The 14326-nt window shown below is 63.7% G+C and carries 16 protein-coding genes; 8 read left to right on the plus strand and 8 right to left on the minus strand.

Features of this window, described 5'->3' with window-relative positions:
* The 4 genes from CHB99_RS05595 to CHB99_RS05610 are packed head-to-tail and all read right to left on the minus strand — an operon-like array spanning window position 1 to window position 5448.
* Complete coding sequence (locus tag CHB99_RS05595; RefSeq protein WP_042125105.1) at window positions 1-1722, minus strand: thiamine pyrophosphate-binding protein; 1722 nt, start codon at window positions 1720-1722, stop codon at window positions 1-3.
* Window positions 1719-2912 carry an enolase C-terminal domain-like protein gene (locus CHB99_RS05600; RefSeq protein ID WP_042125107.1) on the minus strand — a complete coding sequence of 398 codons (1194 nt, stop codon included), beginning with the start codon at window positions 2910-2912 and terminating at the stop codon, window positions 1719-1721. The genes CHB99_RS05595 and CHB99_RS05600 overlap by 4 nt, the downstream gene beginning before the upstream one ends.
* Window positions 2899-3777: an alpha/beta hydrolase gene (locus CHB99_RS05605; protein ID WP_042125109.1), complete on the minus strand. Its 879-nt coding sequence runs from the start codon at window positions 3775-3777 to the stop codon at window positions 2899-2901. The genes CHB99_RS05600 and CHB99_RS05605 overlap by 14 nt, the downstream gene beginning before the upstream one ends.
* 15 nt (window positions 3778-3792) lie before the next feature.
* Window positions 3793-5448 carry a GH3 family acyl-acid amido synthetase gene (locus tag CHB99_RS05610; protein WP_042125111.1) on the minus strand — a complete coding sequence of 552 codons (1656 nt, stop codon included), beginning with the start codon at window positions 5446-5448 and terminating at the stop codon, window positions 3793-3795.
* 314 nt (window positions 5449-5762) lie between these two features.
* Between CHB99_RS05610 and CHB99_RS05615 the strand changes: the two genes are divergently transcribed.
* The 5 genes from CHB99_RS05615 to CHB99_RS05635 all read left to right on the plus strand — a co-directional run bounded on the left by CHB99_RS05615 (window position 5763) and on the right by CHB99_RS05635 (window position 10635).
* Entirely contained in the window at window positions 5763-6749 is a 987-nt protein-coding gene (locus CHB99_RS05615) for an aldo/keto reductase (protein ID WP_042125113.1), read from the plus strand.
* A 20-nt stretch (window positions 6750-6769) separates the two neighbouring features.
* Window positions 6770-7927 (plus strand): condensation domain-containing protein, encoded by a 1158-nt coding sequence (locus CHB99_RS05620; RefSeq protein WP_042125115.1) that lies wholly within the window; start codon window positions 6770-6772, stop codon window positions 7925-7927.
* Window positions 7928-7937: 10 nt separating this feature from the next.
* The gene (locus CHB99_RS05625; RefSeq protein ID WP_042125117.1) at window positions 7938-9317 is read left to right on the plus strand and encodes an MFS transporter; all 1380 of its coding nucleotides are present in this window, start codon (window positions 7938-7940) and stop codon (window positions 9315-9317) included.
* A gap of 40 nt (window positions 9318-9357) precedes the next feature.
* Complete coding sequence (locus tag CHB99_RS05630) at window positions 9358-10188, plus strand: phytanoyl-CoA dioxygenase family protein (protein ID WP_042125120.1); 831 nt, start codon at window positions 9358-9360, stop codon at window positions 10186-10188.
* A gap of 63 nt (window positions 10189-10251) precedes the next feature.
* Entirely contained in the window at window positions 10252-10635 is a 384-nt protein-coding gene (locus CHB99_RS05635) for a tautomerase family protein (RefSeq protein WP_042125122.1), read from the plus strand.
* Window positions 10636-10717: 82 nt separating this feature from the next.
* Here the strand turns inward: CHB99_RS05635 and CHB99_RS05640 are convergent, their stop codons facing one another.
* Window positions 10718-11002, minus strand: a complete 285-nt coding sequence (locus CHB99_RS05640; protein ID WP_042125125.1) for a DUF6555 family protein — start codon at window positions 11000-11002, stop codon at window positions 10718-10720.
* 204 nt (window positions 11003-11206) lie between these two features.
* Here CHB99_RS05640 and CHB99_RS05645 point away from each other — a divergent pair, with 204 nt between their 5' ends.
* Together CHB99_RS05645 and CHB99_RS29745 are read left to right on the plus strand one after the other, a co-directional pair.
* Complete coding sequence (locus CHB99_RS05645; RefSeq protein WP_042125203.1) at window positions 11207-11683, plus strand: GNAT family N-acetyltransferase; 477 nt, start codon at window positions 11207-11209, stop codon at window positions 11681-11683.
* A 69-nt stretch (window positions 11684-11752) separates the two neighbouring features.
* Window positions 11753-11929 (plus strand): hypothetical protein, encoded by a 177-nt coding sequence (locus CHB99_RS29745; protein WP_167335862.1) that lies wholly within the window; start codon window positions 11753-11755, stop codon window positions 11927-11929.
* A gap of 13 nt (window positions 11930-11942) precedes the next feature.
* Here CHB99_RS29745 and CHB99_RS05650 read toward each other — a convergent pair whose 3' ends face one another.
* Complete coding sequence (locus CHB99_RS05650) at window positions 11943-12170, minus strand: hypothetical protein (protein WP_042125127.1); 228 nt, start codon at window positions 12168-12170, stop codon at window positions 11943-11945.
* Between the two features lie 86 nt (window positions 12171-12256).
* Window positions 12257-12754, minus strand: coding sequence for a DUF3016 domain-containing protein (locus tag CHB99_RS05655; RefSeq protein ID WP_042125129.1), 498 nt, complete (start codon window positions 12752-12754; stop codon window positions 12257-12259).
* 78 nt (window positions 12755-12832) lie between these two features.
* On the opposite strand from CHB99_RS05655, the gene CHB99_RS05660 reads away from it, so the two are divergent.
* Window positions 12833-13513, plus strand: coding sequence for a metallophosphoesterase (locus CHB99_RS05660; RefSeq protein WP_042125132.1), 681 nt, complete (start codon window positions 12833-12835; stop codon window positions 13511-13513).
* On the opposite strand, the gene CHB99_RS05665 is transcribed toward CHB99_RS05660, so the two are convergent.
* The gene (locus CHB99_RS05665) at window positions 13510-14310 is read right to left on the minus strand and encodes an alpha/beta fold hydrolase (protein ID WP_042125134.1); all 801 of its coding nucleotides are present in this window, start codon (window positions 14308-14310) and stop codon (window positions 13510-13512) included. The genes CHB99_RS05660 and CHB99_RS05665 overlap by 4 nt on opposite strands.
* Window positions 14311-14326 lie beyond the last annotated feature (16 nt).

Raw genomic sequence — 14326 nt, forward strand, 5'->3', positions numbered from 1 at the left:
CTAAAGCGTCTTGATTTCCAGCAGGGCGGGTTTGCCGTGGGTCTGCATGTAGGTCAGGCAGTCGCTGATCCTTTCCTGGATCGCCGCGGGGTTGTCGGCGCTGCCCGGGCTGTAGAGGTTGAAGGTCTGCGCCAGGGCGACGAAGTCCACCTCGTTGTCATGGAAGCTGGTCGCCAGGTCGGACAGGTCGATGGGCCGCTGGCGCAGGTCGGCGATCCGTTCGGCGTGCTGCTTGGAGTTGAGGTAGAGCCGGTTGTTGATCACCAGCACCAGCAGCGGAATGTCATAGGCCGACAGGGTCCACAGGGCGCTTGGGGTATAGAGCAGGTCGCCGTCCGATTGCAGGTTGATGCACAGGCGGCCAGTGCCTTGGTGGGCAACCGCCGCGCCGATGGCCGCGCCCAGTCCATAGCCGAGCCCGGCGCCACCGCTCATGCCGATATAGGCCTCGCTGCGCTCGATCGGCCAGAGCTCGCGCACCAGGGTGTCGATTGTCACGCTGCCGGTGTTGGTCAGCACCCAGCGCTGATGGCCGATGGCTTCATGAATGGCAATCAGCGCCTGGGCGATGGTCAGGCCGTCGGCAGGCTGGGTCACCTGCGCGAGCAGCGCCTGGTGACGGGCCTGTTTGTGCGCGGCTATGCGTTGGATGCGTGCGTCGATCCGCGCCTGTGCCGGGTGCTCGCGCAACTCGCTGGAGGCCCGGGTGGCCTGGGCGATCCGCGCGATGGAGGCGGCGACGTTGGCGTGCAGCACCAGGTCCGCGCACACCAGTTTCTGGCTGTCGGCGACCCAACTGCTGATCAGCAGCGAGTGGGTGCCCAGGGTCGCGATATACAGCCCCGGGTGGGGCTGCTGGCCGGAGTGGGCGAGCAGGCCGTGCAGGTCCTGGACTTCCAGGGCCAGCAGAAAGTCGCATTCGCCCAGCAGGTGCGCATCGTGGTCCTGGAAGACCAGCGGATGGGTATTGGGCACGTTGTAGCGGCCATTGCGGGAAATCACCGCGGCCCCCGTGAGGGTGGCGATTTCCAGCAGTTGCGCGGCCTGTTCGTCGTTCAGCGCGGCGTAGTCGACGGCGAGCACCGGGTGTTGGGCGCTGGTCAACTGGGCCATCAGCTCGGCCAGTTGCTGGTCGTCCAGTGCCGACAGGCGTTCCGGGCGTATCGGACCGTCCGGCAGGGCCAGATGGTCAGCCAGGGGTTCTTCCTGGACGGCGCTGTCGATGGCCACATAGCACGGGGCATGGGGCTCGGCGGCGCAGAGTTTCAACGCACGCTGCACGGATTCCAGGGTGGCGCCCTGGGACACCGGCATGTCGGTCCATTTGGTATAGCCGGAGAGCAATTTGTCGATGCCCTGGGAGGTATGGATCCAGTCGATCCAGGGGCGGCGCAGCGCCGCGTCGATGGGGCCGTTGCCGCCCAGTACCAGCAACGGAACGCGGTCGCACCAGGCATTGAAGATGGCCATGCTCGCGTGTTGCAGGCCGATGTTGGCATGCACCAGCACGGCCATGTGCTTGCCGCTGGCCTTGTAGTAACCATGGGCCATGGCCACGGAGATTTCTTCATGGCAGCACATCAGGATGGCCGGTACCGCCGGGTCGGGGTGATGCACCAGCGAATCATGAATGCCGCGGAACGAGGCGCCGGGGTTGAAGCAGACGTACTCGATGTCGTGGGCGATCAGCAGGTCGACAAGCAAATCGGAAAAATACTTCACTGCGCACGCTCCATGTGAAGGGGGTCGTTGGGATATCGGTCGGCATCGATTGCCGTGCGGTAGGGCAGGACCCGGGGCGTCAGCCGGCAGCCGAGGCCCGGCTGCGTCGGGACGGGCAGGTCGATCGCGTTGTGCAGTCGATCGATGGCGGGCATCGGTTCGAGCAGGTTGCCGTCGAAGAAACGGTCGTGCTGTCCGGCTTCCACGCCCATGAAGCCGTCACAGGCCGTCAGCAGCGCACGGTGCGCCGCGATCAACGGACCGACTTCGGCAACCTGCACGCCCAGATAGACGGGCAGGCCCCACTGCTGGCACTGCTCGATCATCTTCGCGGTGGTGAGCAAGCCGCCGCATTTGGCGATGCGCAGGTTCACCGCATCCAGCGCCTGGTGCTGCAAGGCCTTCTCCAGGCTGGCCGGCGAACTGACCGACTCATCCAGCATGATCCTTGCGCCATGTTCGAGACGCGCCTGGCGGTAATCCTCCAGGCTGCCTCTGGGCAAGGGCTCCTCGAACAAGGTCACGCCCAGTTCGGCAAACGGCCGGGCGCTGTCCCGCAGTTGCTGCGGCGACCAGCTCATGTTCGGGTCCACGTACAGCGCCAGGTCCGGCGCCAGCGCCCTGATGCCGTGCAGGCGCTGTCGATTGGCCTGTGCCTCGCCGGCCAGCTTGAGCTTGAGCGAACCCCGTGGCTTGCGCTGTTCAAGGAACGCCTGCACCGGTTGCGACAGGTCAAGCACCTGGGTGATGTTGACCTGGGCGGGCAGGGCCCGGCGTGCCGCCCGGGCGGGCGAGGCAATGCGCAGGAGGAAGTCGGACAGTGGCAGGTCGGCTTGCTGGGCCAGTGTGTCGAGGATCGCCATCTCCACCAGGCAGCGGGTGTTGTTGCCAACCGCCTGCCCGGACAGCGACGGCAGGCCCTGCTCATGGAGATCGCGACCACGGTCGAGCGGATCGCCGCTGGCCAACGCCCGCGCCAGCTGAGCGAAGTCGATGCGGCGCAGCTCCGCCAGCACCGATTCGCAGTCTTCCGCCGTGACGTAGCGACGTGGCGCGCATTCGCCGATGCCGGTAAAGCCGCCGCGGGTCCAGCTGAGCACCACGCTGTCCGACGTCTGTCGTCGGTGGGCGCCGTGAACGAACGGGTTGGCCATGGGCTGGCGCACGAGGTACACCTCAGGCGGCGTCATAGGTGTAGTGTCCGTTGGCTTTGACGAAATCGGCGGTGAACTGCACGACCTGGCCCATCGCGGCGGTGAAGAACAGGTAGTGCTTGTCCTGATTCACCAGCAGGGTCGAGCTGTTGCGACACAGCTGCTGGAAGTGACCGACGCTGGTGCCGACGTCCACCAGCGGGTCCTTGTCGGCGCAGATGAACAGGCTGGGTACGTCGATGGGCAAGGCATCGTCGGCCAGGTAGACCTGTTCCAGTGCCAGCAGCTTTTTGCGCTCGCGGTGCTGCAGGTGGGTGGTGGCCAGCGCATCGTTGCGGATGAACTCGGCCAGATGGGGGTTGGCGGTGAAGTCATCGGCATCGAGTCCGGAATCCCACAGCTCCGGCCGGTCATCCAGGGCGATGTGCGCGCGCTCCTGCTCGCTGAGCCGATCGTGCATCTTGCCCAGCCAGGCCGAGCAGATGACCAGGTTGTCAAAGGCCAACCGGCCCTGGGGCCAGCTGGCGATGGCCGCGAGCACCGAGCCTCCCAGGCAGTGTCCGAACAGGCAGAGCTGAATGTCGTCGGGCACTTCGCGGCGAATGTGCTCGATGGCCGCCGCCGCGTCGTCGTGCAGCGTACGAACGTCCGGAAAACTGTGCCGCTGGCCACTGCTGATGCCACATCCCTCACGGTCCAGGGCGTAGAAGGCGATCCCCAGGTTGGCGAAGGCATTGCCGACCGACCACAACCACCCGGCATGGCTCTGCAGTCCATGAAAATACAGGATGGCTCCCCGCGGCCGCTGCGGGCGCCAGGCATGCAACGCGATCCGCCGGTCTGCCCCGGCCAGGTAATGAACCTCGCGGGCGATGCTGTGCTGAAACAGATGCATGTTCATGAGTGCCTCTCAATATCAAGGTTGCTGGATGCCCAGAAGGGAAAGGTCCGGTTGGAATGGCTTGTATTTGATCTGAAGGGTTTTCCGGGCTGCTTTCTCCTGCTCGATGGCCTGCGAGATCGCGTTGCCCGGTACCGTGATGACCTTGATCTGCCCCAGGCGCTTGCTGCTGCGCTTGGATTCGTACTCGATGTTGATCGTCTGCAGATGCCCGTCGAGCAACTGGCTGAGCGTCTCCGACTCGCCGCTCGGCGCGTCGCCCGCTTCGATGGCGACGGCGTAGTAGGGCGTTTCGTGCCAGACCGGGGCACACAGATACAGCCCGGCATTGGGGATGCCGCACAGTTGCACGGCTTCGTGCAGCTGGGTCTCGGTGATCTTCTCGCCGGTGAATGAATGCATGACGCCGTTGCGCCGGCTGAAGCTGATGCGGGGGACGCCACGGTAGTAGCCATGCACGCGGTAGATATCGCCGGTGTACATGCGAACCATGCCGTTGCCCTGCCACATGACCAGGTGGTATTCGTCGCCTTCCTTGAGCTGGTCCAGGGCCACGGTTTCCGGCTGCAGCCGGTCGCGTACCAGCGCATCCATGTCCACCGACACCGGGATGAATTCGAAGAAGGCCTGATCCACCGCCAGCGGCTGGCTGTCCTGATCATCGTCCACGGGAAGGGTCACCACGCCCTCGGTACCGCACGACATGAAGGGCAGCACCGTTGCCGGCCCCAGGATCCGCTCCAGCTGGGGCTTGTAGAGCTTGGCGGAGGCCGCCGTCCAGCAACTGAAGCGCTCCAGGCCCGGCCATACATCGGTCAGCGCAACGCCATCGCGAGACAGCACGGCCTCGAACCGTCGCGCGGCAACGGGGTCGGCCGCGCGCAGGTTGGCGCCGGTCCAGGCGCCGTCATGCAGATCGCGCAGCAGGCGTTCACGGTTTTCCAGCAGGCAGTGGTGCAGGGAGAGCAGGGTGCTGGGGTTGATCGAGGTCAGCAGCCTGACATCCTCGCCAAGGGTCCACAGCAGTCGCGCATACATCTTCTGCTCATGGCTGGCGTCGGCAGTCGGGGTGAACCAGGGGGCTTCATACCAGGGCGGATTCCAGTCGCCACTGCCGACCTGCGGGTGCCGGTTGCTGATCGCCTGATAGGGCAGCCCTTCGACGTACTCGGTACTCGGGTCGCGTACGGTCTGGGTGTCCAGCGTGGCCCAGGGGTTGGCGTGCAGGGCAGGGTAGTCATGGCCGAAGAACCCCCACATCGTCTGGATCGCGGGGACCCGGTACTGGCGGATCCAGTGCAGGGTGTAGGGGATGCGCTTGGATTGCCCGGTGGTGCCGCTGGTCTTGAGCCAGCGCACGACCGGGCTGCAACTGAGTATCCCGCCTTTCTGCTGACCTTCCCGCACGAGGATTTCGCGGAAGTCCTCATAGGTCATCACCGGGATGTTGGTGTGGGTGATCCTGCCGTTGCAGTGGCTGACCCGGAAGCCATTTTCCTTCCAGAACAACGACTTGTGGCACACATGAATGATGTCCTCCAGGACGTGCTCCTGCGTCCGGAGAGGTTTGTCGAGCCTTTCCAGATAGCTCGCTTGCGCCTGGGCGCATTCTGCTTTGAAGGTCGGCACCCTTCGCTGCCAGTGGCCGATCCAAGAGTCCATCTTGCCCATGCGTTCGTCCTCGATCTTCAGGGGGTAAAAGAGAGACTGTTATGTCTCTATTGACGGTGTTTATCCCTCCAGAATTTATGTGTCAAGGTGTTTCAGGTTATTGGATCCAATTATTTACTTTGATTTGACGGTGCAGGAGTTTTTTACGGTAACCATTTAATTCATTGTTTTTAATAGTATTTATTGTGATTTTTTGACGAAAAAATCTCATTTGCGCCGAAAAATATAAAAAATTTTCATGAAACAGTGATTGACGAATGAGCGAGGATTTGAAAAAGATGTAGAACGATCAGTATCACAAGGAGGGCGATTCCATGGTTTCCAGGATCACGTTGGGTACCCAGGGGCTGCGTGTCGGTCGCATCGGGCTGGGTTGCATGGGGATGAGTCAGTGGTACGGCGCGACGGATGACGCCGAGTCGGTGCGCACGCTGCATCGCGCACTGGAGCTGGGAGTGGATTTCTTCGACAGCGCCGAGGCGTATGGGCCGTTCACCAACGAGCAGCTGTTGCGGCGCGCCTTCGCCGGGCGCCGGGAGGAGGTGGTGATCGCCACCAAGTTCGGTTTTCGCATCGTCGATGGCCAGATCGTCGGCGTCGACAGCTCCGAAACCAATCTGCAGAAAGTCGTCGAGGCGTCTCTCAAGCGGCTGGGAACGGACTACATCGATGTGCTGTACCAGCACAGGCTCGACCCGGACATTCCCATCGAAGACGTGGTGGGTGCCATGGCTCGCCTGGTCGAGCAGGGCAAAGTGAAATACCTCGGACTCTGCGAAGTGGGCACGCGCACCATCGAACGCGCCCATGCAGTCCATCCACTTTCCGTGATCCAGGGAGAGTACTCGCTGTGGGAGCGCAATGTCGAAGAGGACATCCTGCCGCTGCTGCACCACCTGGGCATCGGCTACGTCGCCTTCTGCCCCCTGGGGCGCGGCTTCCTGACCGGCAAGGCGGCCAGCGCCAGCCACTACGACGCCAATGATTTCCGCCAGCAGGATCCGCGCTTTCGCGAAGAGAATTTCGCCGCCAATACCTTCCTGACCGAATCGATCCTTGCGCTGGCGGCGTCCTGGTCGATGACGCCCGCGCAGTTGGCGCTGGCCTGGCTGCTGACCCGCAGCCAGCACCTGGCGGTCATTCCGGGGACCAAGCGCGTCAACTACCTGGAAGAAAACGTGGGCGCCGATGCCTGTGTGCTCGATGGCGAGCAGCTCCAGGCAATCGAGGCGCTGCTGGGGCAGTGGGCGGTCGCCGGCGAACGCTATGAACAGCGAATGATGCAGTTCATCGATCGCTAGGCGCGGCAGGGAGGCAGGGTATGCAATTGCACCGTTTGCTGGACGAAACCGAACAGCGGTTCCACCGCAACTTTCTCGATCGCAATGGCAATACGCAGGTCACCACGCTGCTGACGGTACCCGGTTGTGTGAGCGCATTGCGGGCGCGCAAGGCATTCGCCCGACTGGTCGCCGACTTCCCGTTCCTGCGGCAGAAGATCGTGCCTTTGGGCGCCGACCAGTATGGGTTCGTAGCGGTGCGGGAGGATGTGCAGTCGACCGCCTGCGCCACACCGGCGTCACTGCATGTCGATGCATTGCTCAAGCTGGAGCTGAACCGCCTGCTGGGAGACGAGGAGGGCTGGCGCGCGCTGCTGGTTGTCGATGCCGCAATCAAGCAGACGCATATCCTGCTGACGCGCAATCACGCCATTTCCGACGGCTACAGCACCGCCAGGCTGGTCGACAGCCTGGTCGGTCATCTCGGGGTGAATCCCGCGGTTGCCAATGGGCGGGCCTCGCGTGCGTTCCATATCCGTCTGGCGCATTGGCGGGCCTCGCCGGTCGATGCGGGCCGGGCCAGTTACGCCGATTTTGTCCGGTTGCAGGTCAGCGCCACGGCGACGCAACGCATCGAGCAGTTGCGCGCGACGTCGGGGTTCACCACCAACGCCATCTGGGGCGGGGTTCTGGCCCACAGCTATCTCAGGCATGCGGACGTGCCGGCGTTCGACCTGTTCACCGCCTATTCACTGCGTGAGCCGGACAGCGACGGCCAGCCAGTGACCAAGGCCTGCCAGATCGACGTGCGCAAGGCGACCCTGGGTGGCAAGGATTCCGGCCTTCTGGAATGCATCGAGCGCTACGCGCAGGTCGTGGTCGCGGACAAGGCGCGCTTGAGCCTGCATGAACCCCCGGTTGGCGACGACACCCCGCGACCCGCCCTGGCCTTTACCAACACGGGGCCGCTGGATCGTTTTCTGACCCGGCCGGCCGCGGCTGTCCTGGGTTTTTCGACGCTCGTCAATCGCTCCGGCGGCAACTACCACTTCGTCCTGCACCTGGGCCGGTTCAACGGCACCTGGCACGCGGCGCTGGCGTTCAGCTCGCTGAACGTCGAGCGTTCGACGGCGCTCGCGTTCAAGGCGCGGGTCGAGGCGACGCTCGAAGCACTGCCGGTTGCGCTCAACACCCCATGAGGAATTCACAATGGATGTTTCCAGCAATAAAAAACTGACGCTACTCGCGACCTGCCTCGGCTTCGTGGTGGTGTTGCTCGATGTCAGCGTGGTCAACGTGGCCCTCGAAAGCTTCAAGGTCGAGTTCGCCACCGACGTGCTCCAGTTGCAGTGGATCGTCAACGCCTACACCCTGCTGTTCGCTTCGTTCCTGCTCACCGGCGGCGCGCTGGGGGATCGCTTCGGTCACAAGAAGGTTTTCCTGTGGGGCTATGCGGTATTCACCCTGGCCTCCCTCGGCTGCGGCCTGGCGGACAGTTTGCCCGCGCTGATCGGCTTTCGCTCACTGCAAGGCATCGGTGCCGCACTGCTGGTGCCGACCTCCCTGGCGCTGGTGCGCATTACCTTCGACGTGCCGGCCGAGCGCAGCAAGGCCATTGCCCTGTGGGCGGGCGTGGCGGGCATTGCCCTGGCGGCCGGCCCGGTGGTGGGCGGGTTGCTGATAGGGGTGTTCGGTTGGCGCAGCATCTTTTTCATCAACCTGCCCATTGGCCTGATCGGGATCGTCCTGTGCCTGGTCAATGCGCCACGCATCCCGGCCAACCGCAACGGCGGCTTCGACCTGTGGGGACAGTTGCTGGCCTTGTTCACCCTGGCCAACCTGACCTATGCGGTCATCGAGCTGGGCCGCGCCAGCGGTGTCGACCTGCGTGTGGCGCTGCATGCCGCGTGCTTTGCCGGCGGGCTGCTGGGGTTCCTCTGGGTCGAGTCGCGCAGCGCCCGGCCGATGGTGCCGCTGGCGGTATTCAGCAATGCCGCGTTCAGCCTGGCCTCGATACTGGGGGTGATCGTGAACTTCGTGTTCTACGGGCTGATCTTCGTGTTCAGCATTTTCCTGCAGCAGGTCAATCACTACAGCGTGATCAACACCGGTCTGGCCTTCATTCCCATGACCGGCGTGCTGTTCTTCGGCAATCAACTGGCTGCCCGCTGGCTGCCCGCACTGGGTGAGCGGCGGCTGCTGGCGCTGGGGTTGCTCATCGCCTTGCTGGGCGTCGTTGCCTTGATCCCCTTCGTCGGCGGCGCGCCCTACGCCCATATCGCCGTGCAGATGTTCGTGATCGGCTTCGGCATATCCCTGACCGTGCCCACCTTGACCACCACCGCGGTCAACCACGTCAGCAGCGACAAGTCCGGGGTCGCCTCGGCCATCGTCAATGCCTCGCGCCAGGTCGGCGGGCTGGTGGGGGTGGCGATCTTCAGTCTGTTGATCAACGTGGCCGATGCTGCCCAGTTCGGCCACGGCTTCACCGAAGTGATCGTCCTGTCCTCGCTGCTGTTGGCGGTGGGCTGGGCGTTGACGCTCCTGTTGTTGCGCAAGCAACCCCTGGCCGCGCAATCGGCCACCTGAAGCAGTGCTCAATAAACCCTGGAAACAATGGAGATTGAACATGCAAGCAGTCATGAAGACCGACGCCAATTCCGCCTACGCACCGTACTCGCTGGATGCCCGGCAAATCCGGGATTATCGGGCCAACGGCTGGATGAAGCTGGAAAACGTGATCAATGCCGAAACGGTGCAGTTGCTGCTCAACGAGGCCAGGACCCGGATGGGCGAGGTGGCGCGCACGGTGGACCGCAACGACCCCGGCAAGCAGATCGACAATGCCTATCGCTGGTATGCGCGCTGGGACGAGGTTTCCAACACCTGTGCGCAGATCAAGGCACTCAGTCATTCGCCGCAGCTTGCGAGCATCGCTTCGCAACTGGTGGGCGAGGACGTGCGGTTCTACTCCGACCATGTGTTCGCCAAGAACCCGGAAGCCGAAGCCGGGGGTGACACCCCCTGGCACCAGGACTTTCCCCATCACCCGCTGGACCGCCAGGGTGCGCTGAATATCTGGATCGCGCTGGTCGATCTGACCCCGGAGATGGGCACCATGCAGTTTCTCAACCGCAGCCATCGGGCGGGCATGCTGGGGCGTTACTTCAATCGTCGCGACAACGTTTCCCTGATCGATGAGCATCCATGGGTGCTGGACGAGTTCGAAATGTCGCCGCCGATTTCCCTCAAGGCCGGCGATGCCACCGTGCATGACATGAACGTCATCCATGCCGCACCCGCCAACAGCTCCAATACCCCGCGCTGGGTGTATTCGACACTGTGGCTGCCGGTTTCCGCGCGCTACACCGGGGCCTCGAACCATCGCACCGATCCGCTTGGGCTGACGCTCGACATGCCCATGGAGCACCCCAAGTTCCCCGTCATTTCAACCCGTTGATCGAGGCCTTTTCCCCGGCCGGCGCGTGCCGGTCGGCTTTCGATTGCGCCATGGGAGTCGAACATGCCACATGTCTATCTTGAGTACACCGCAGGGGTGGCTGACACCGTTGATTTCAAGGACGCCTGCCAGCGACTTCACCAGGCGCTCGTAGCGGTGTCCGGATTGCGCCTGGATCTGGTCAAGACTCGTCTCGTTCGTTACGACGGCTATTTCGTTGGCGATTGCGAGGATCACCAGCAATTCATCCACCTGAACGTATCCACGGTGACGGGCAAGGCGGGCGACGACGAGAAGCGCCACACGATCAGCAGTGCCTTGCTCGGGGTGATGGTCGAGATCTTCGAGCCGGCCCTGCTGCGGCAGAAAGTCGATCTCTCCGTGCAGATCACCGAGGTTCCGGCCAGTGGCTACGTGCGCAGGCGATCGGCGACGCTGGCGCCGTGACGCTCATGCATTTTCAACGTCCAGTGGCATCCAGCCCCGGCTGGGGTTGGATCAGCCGCTGCCTGCAGCGAAAGGCACCGGCTCAATCCAGTTGCTTGACCAGCAACCTGCCCTCGTTCCAGCGCGCCCGTTCGCTCCAGGAGACGATGTGGCTGGCCTTGTTCCAGCGCACCTTGCTGATGCCGCTGTCGGCGGCGCGGGCCATGGCCTCGTCGATGCAGCGCAGGCCTACCGTAGTCCCGGCGCAGGTGCCATCGATCAACAGCGCGGCTTTCCAGGCCTCCAGCCAGCTCATGCCGTTGCGGTCGGTGACGAAGACTTTCTTCAGGCCATTCTTCACATAGTGGATTTCGTACTTGTCCTGCATGTCCCTTCCCTGGGCGGAATCCGGCAAATGCGAAATATTATCATTGACGGGCTAGCAATGACATCCGCACAACGTCTGGCTTTACCTCGGCGCAGCCTGTGTTAGAGCGCTTGCAGGGCAAAACCGGGTGCGTTTACAGCATCGGTCCAGTGTAGTTAACTGTTTGGCCGTGGCCAGTGGCCACAAGCCCTGAGGTGAATGACCGTGACCCTGAGTTTCCGGCCTGTCCAGGCTGCCGACATCCCCGCCATCTGCGGTTTTGCCCAGTCCGCCGACGAGGCGTTCTTCTTCTTTCCCAAGTGCACCTGGCCGGTGACCCCGGAACAACTGGCCGCGGCCATTGCCCAGCGCAGCGATTCCTCGGTGGTGGTCGAAGGCGACGAGGTGCTGGCGTTCGCCAATTTCTACCAATGGGAGCAGGGTGGTGTCTGCTCGCTGGGCAATGTGCTGGTATCGCCCGCCGCCCGTGGACGGGGTGTGGCACGTTTTCTGGTGGAGCAGATGATCGAGGTCGCCCGGCAACGGCATCAGGCGCGGGAGATGAAAGTGTCCTGCTTCAATCACAACACCGCGGGCCTGTTGCTGTATCCGCAACTGGGCTTCCTGCCGTTCGGTATCGAGGAACGCCAGGACCATGCCGGCAGGCGGGTAGCACTGGTGCAGATGCGTCAGGCGCTGTAGGCGTTGACGGCGCAGGCGCAACGGCCTATACAGGCGCCGTCATTTCGCATCAGCCCGCAGGAAACAACCATGCACGACGAAGACGATCTCCACGAACCCGAGCACGATCATCTGCTCGACCGTGAGTTTCACGACGACGAGGAAGGCGAACAGCACGCCGACCCGATGTTCGACGACGTCGAGGACGAAGAAGAAGAGGAATACGGCCTGGATGTGCTGGACGACGAGGACCACGAAGACTGGTGAGTCGTCGTCCCGCTCAGTGTCGGAAGCGTGGCAGCGGTCGGTCCAGCGAGAGTGTGGTGAGGGTGCGTTTCACCAGCACTTCATCGGCTTCCACGGCGCGCAGGCTTTCGCGGATCCGGCCGGCGACGGGCAGGTCGCCCTGGCTGTCGATCCAGTCGGCGATGTCCTTGCAGGCGCTGGCCAGGTGCTCCTGGCGATGGTTGATGAGGGTAAGCAGGGCTTGGATGTCTTTGTCGGACATGACTCGTTCCTCCTGTAAGCGGTTTCAGTGTAGCAGCGTCCCGACGAACTGGCCGCTTGCCAGCCGTCGGGCTGTCGAGACGACTTTCACTGCTTCATCAGGTCGCGGAACCAGTCGTTGAGCATGGCCTTTTCCGACCATAGCGAGTCGCTGCTGCCCAGGCGTCCCGCGCGCTGCAGGTAGAACTTGTCGTCCACCCGCGTGTCGGCCTGCTTCACCACCTGCCCCTGCTCCAGCAGGCTGTAGTGCAGATCGATGCTTGGCCAGGTGATATCACGCATGAAGCGCACCGAGCTGGCGTTGCTCTGCCAGGGCTCGTAGTGTCCGGCGAGGTCGATGTCGCGAATATCGACGCGCAGGCTCTGGCCGGTGCTCAGGTAACGGCTGCCGAGGGTTTCCAGGTAGACCCGCAGTTGCTTCATCACCTGCTCGTCGGCACCTCGCTGGTAACCATCGCCGCGCAGACTGGCGTCGCGGAATTTTTCCGGATGGATGAAGTTGACCTGCACATTCGCGCTCGCGGCCTGTGCCATGCTGGTGGTGGCCAGCAGACACACGGTGGCGAGCGTCAGGATCGAGCGCATGATGGACCTCCGCCAATACAGGGGGAAACAGGTTCATTGTACGCCCGCGAAGCGGCGATGCAGAGCAGGAGCAAGGTCATGAGCAATGTCGTCCACGTGACGCGCAACACCCTGGGTCGGGACCTTGCGGTCGGCGATGTCCATGGGCATTTTTCCCGCCTGCGCGCGGCCCTGCAGCGGGTGGGGTTCGATCCCGGGCGTGACCGTCTGTTCAGCGTCGGCGACCTGGTCGATCGCGGTCCGGAATGCGAGGAGGTGCTGGACTGGCTGGCCCAGCCCTGGTTCCACGCGGTGCAGGGCAATCACGAAGCACTGGCGGTTTCCCATGTCCGTGGCGAGTGGCTGGACTATGCCCTGTACCGTGCCGCCGGTGGCGGCTGGTTTCTCGATCTGGACGAGCAGCGCCAGGCCCATTTCGCCGAGAGCTTCGCGCAGATGCCGCTGGCCCTGGAGGTGGAGACGGCGCAGGGCGTGGTCGGCCTGCTGCACGCCGACTGTCCGCTGCCGCGCTGGGGCGATCTGTTGCCGTTGCTGCGGGCGTCGCCGGTGCCGGAAAAGGTTCGGGAAGTCTGCCAGTGGTCGCGCCTGCGCCTGAAGGAAGAGAACGAACGCGGAGTCGACGGGCTGCGCGCGCTGCTGGTCGGGCACACCCCGGTGCGTGAGGTGCGGGTGCTGGGCAATGTCTGGCATATCGACACCGGTGGCTGGTCGAAGGGGCATTTCACCTTACTTGACCTGGCCACCCTGGAAATCGCCTAGGCCACCGTCGCCAGGAACGTACAGACCTCATCCAGTACCCGCTGCGGATCTTCGCGGTGCGGTACGTGATGACAGCCATCGAGGATCACCATCCGCCCGTTGTCCGCCGCCAATCCTGCGACGCGTACCGGCTGGGCCAGCGAGCCGTATTCGTCGAGATCGCCGTGCAGGACCAGGGTGGGGCAGCGCACCGGGCCCGCGCAGCGTTCCAGGGTCCAGTCGGCGAAGCTTTGCGCCAGCCAGGTTTCGGTCCAGGCATCCAGCACCCATTGCGCCTTGTCGCCGTGGTACTTCCGCAGACGCTGCATCTGTCCGGGCTCCTGGAACTGCGCCTTGGCCAGGCGGATGCCGTCCAGGGTGCGCTGTTCGACGAACGCTTGAGCCGCCTCGCTGATCAGGGCGACGCAGTCCTCGGCGTGTTGGGCCGCGCAGGCGCTGGCCATGCTGCCGCCGACGCTGTGGCCGAAGGCGATGAAACGTTCGATACCCAGCGCTTCGCGCAGCAGCGGGAAGACCTTCCGCGCCTCGTCACTGATGAAGCTCGATGGCAGCGGCTGCGCGCAGGCTTGCGACTGGCCGAAACCGGGCCGGTCGTACGCCACCACCTCCAGGCCGCTGCGCTGGCACAGCTGCGCGGGAAACTCGCGCCACAATTCGACGCTGCCGAGGGAATCGTGGAACAGCACGATCACCGGTTTGCCCGGGTCGGTCCGTTCGGGAAACCAGCGCCGGGCAAACAGCCGGCCCCAGGGCGTAGGGATGAAGGCAACTTCCGTGTGGACGGGCGATGACGACATAACATCTCCAAAATGC

It is taken from the genome of Pseudomonas japonica, from assembly GCF_900188455.1.
GTDB lineage: Bacteria > Pseudomonadota > Gammaproteobacteria > Pseudomonadales > Pseudomonadaceae > Aquipseudomonas > Aquipseudomonas japonica.

Coding starts and splice junctions, on each gene's coding strand:
- CHB99_RS05600 (WP_042125107.1), bottom strand. CDS start 2,912: ATGACGCCGCCTGAGGTGTACCTCGTGCGCCAGCCCATGGCCAACCCG.
- CHB99_RS05605 (WP_042125109.1), bottom strand. CDS start 3,777: ATGAACATGCATCTGTTTCAGCACAGCATCGCCCGCGAGGTTCATTAC.
- CHB99_RS05610 (WP_042125111.1), bottom strand. CDS start 5,448: ATGGGCAAGATGGACTCTTGGATCGGCCACTGGCAGCGAAGGGTGCCG.
- CHB99_RS05615 (WP_042125113.1), top strand. CDS start 5,763: ATGGTTTCCAGGATCACGTTGGGTACCCAGGGGCTGCGTGTCGGTCGC.
- CHB99_RS05620 (WP_042125115.1), top strand. CDS start 6,770: ATGCAATTGCACCGTTTGCTGGACGAAACCGAACAGCGGTTCCACCGC.
- CHB99_RS05625 (WP_042125117.1), top strand. CDS start 7,938: ATGGATGTTTCCAGCAATAAAAAACTGACGCTACTCGCGACCTGCCTC.
- CHB99_RS05630 (WP_042125120.1), top strand. CDS start 9,358: ATGCAAGCAGTCATGAAGACCGACGCCAATTCCGCCTACGCACCGTAC.
- CHB99_RS05635 (WP_042125122.1), top strand. CDS start 10,252: ATGCCACATGTCTATCTTGAGTACACCGCAGGGGTGGCTGACACCGTT.
- CHB99_RS05640 (WP_042125125.1), bottom strand. CDS start 11,002: ATGCAGGACAAGTACGAAATCCACTATGTGAAGAATGGCCTGAAGAAA.
- CHB99_RS29745 (WP_167335862.1), top strand. CDS start 11,753: ATGCACGACGAAGACGATCTCCACGAACCCGAGCACGATCATCTGCTC.
- CHB99_RS05650 (WP_042125127.1), bottom strand. CDS start 12,170: ATGTCCGACAAAGACATCCAAGCCCTGCTTACCCTCATCAACCATCGC.
- CHB99_RS05655 (WP_042125129.1), bottom strand. CDS start 12,754: ATGCGCTCGATCCTGACGCTCGCCACCGTGTGTCTGCTGGCCACCACC.
- CHB99_RS05660 (WP_042125132.1), top strand. CDS start 12,833: ATGAGCAATGTCGTCCACGTGACGCGCAACACCCTGGGTCGGGACCTT.
- CHB99_RS05665 (WP_042125134.1), bottom strand. CDS start 14,310: ATGTCGTCATCGCCCGTCCACACGGAAGTTGCCTTCATCCCTACGCCC.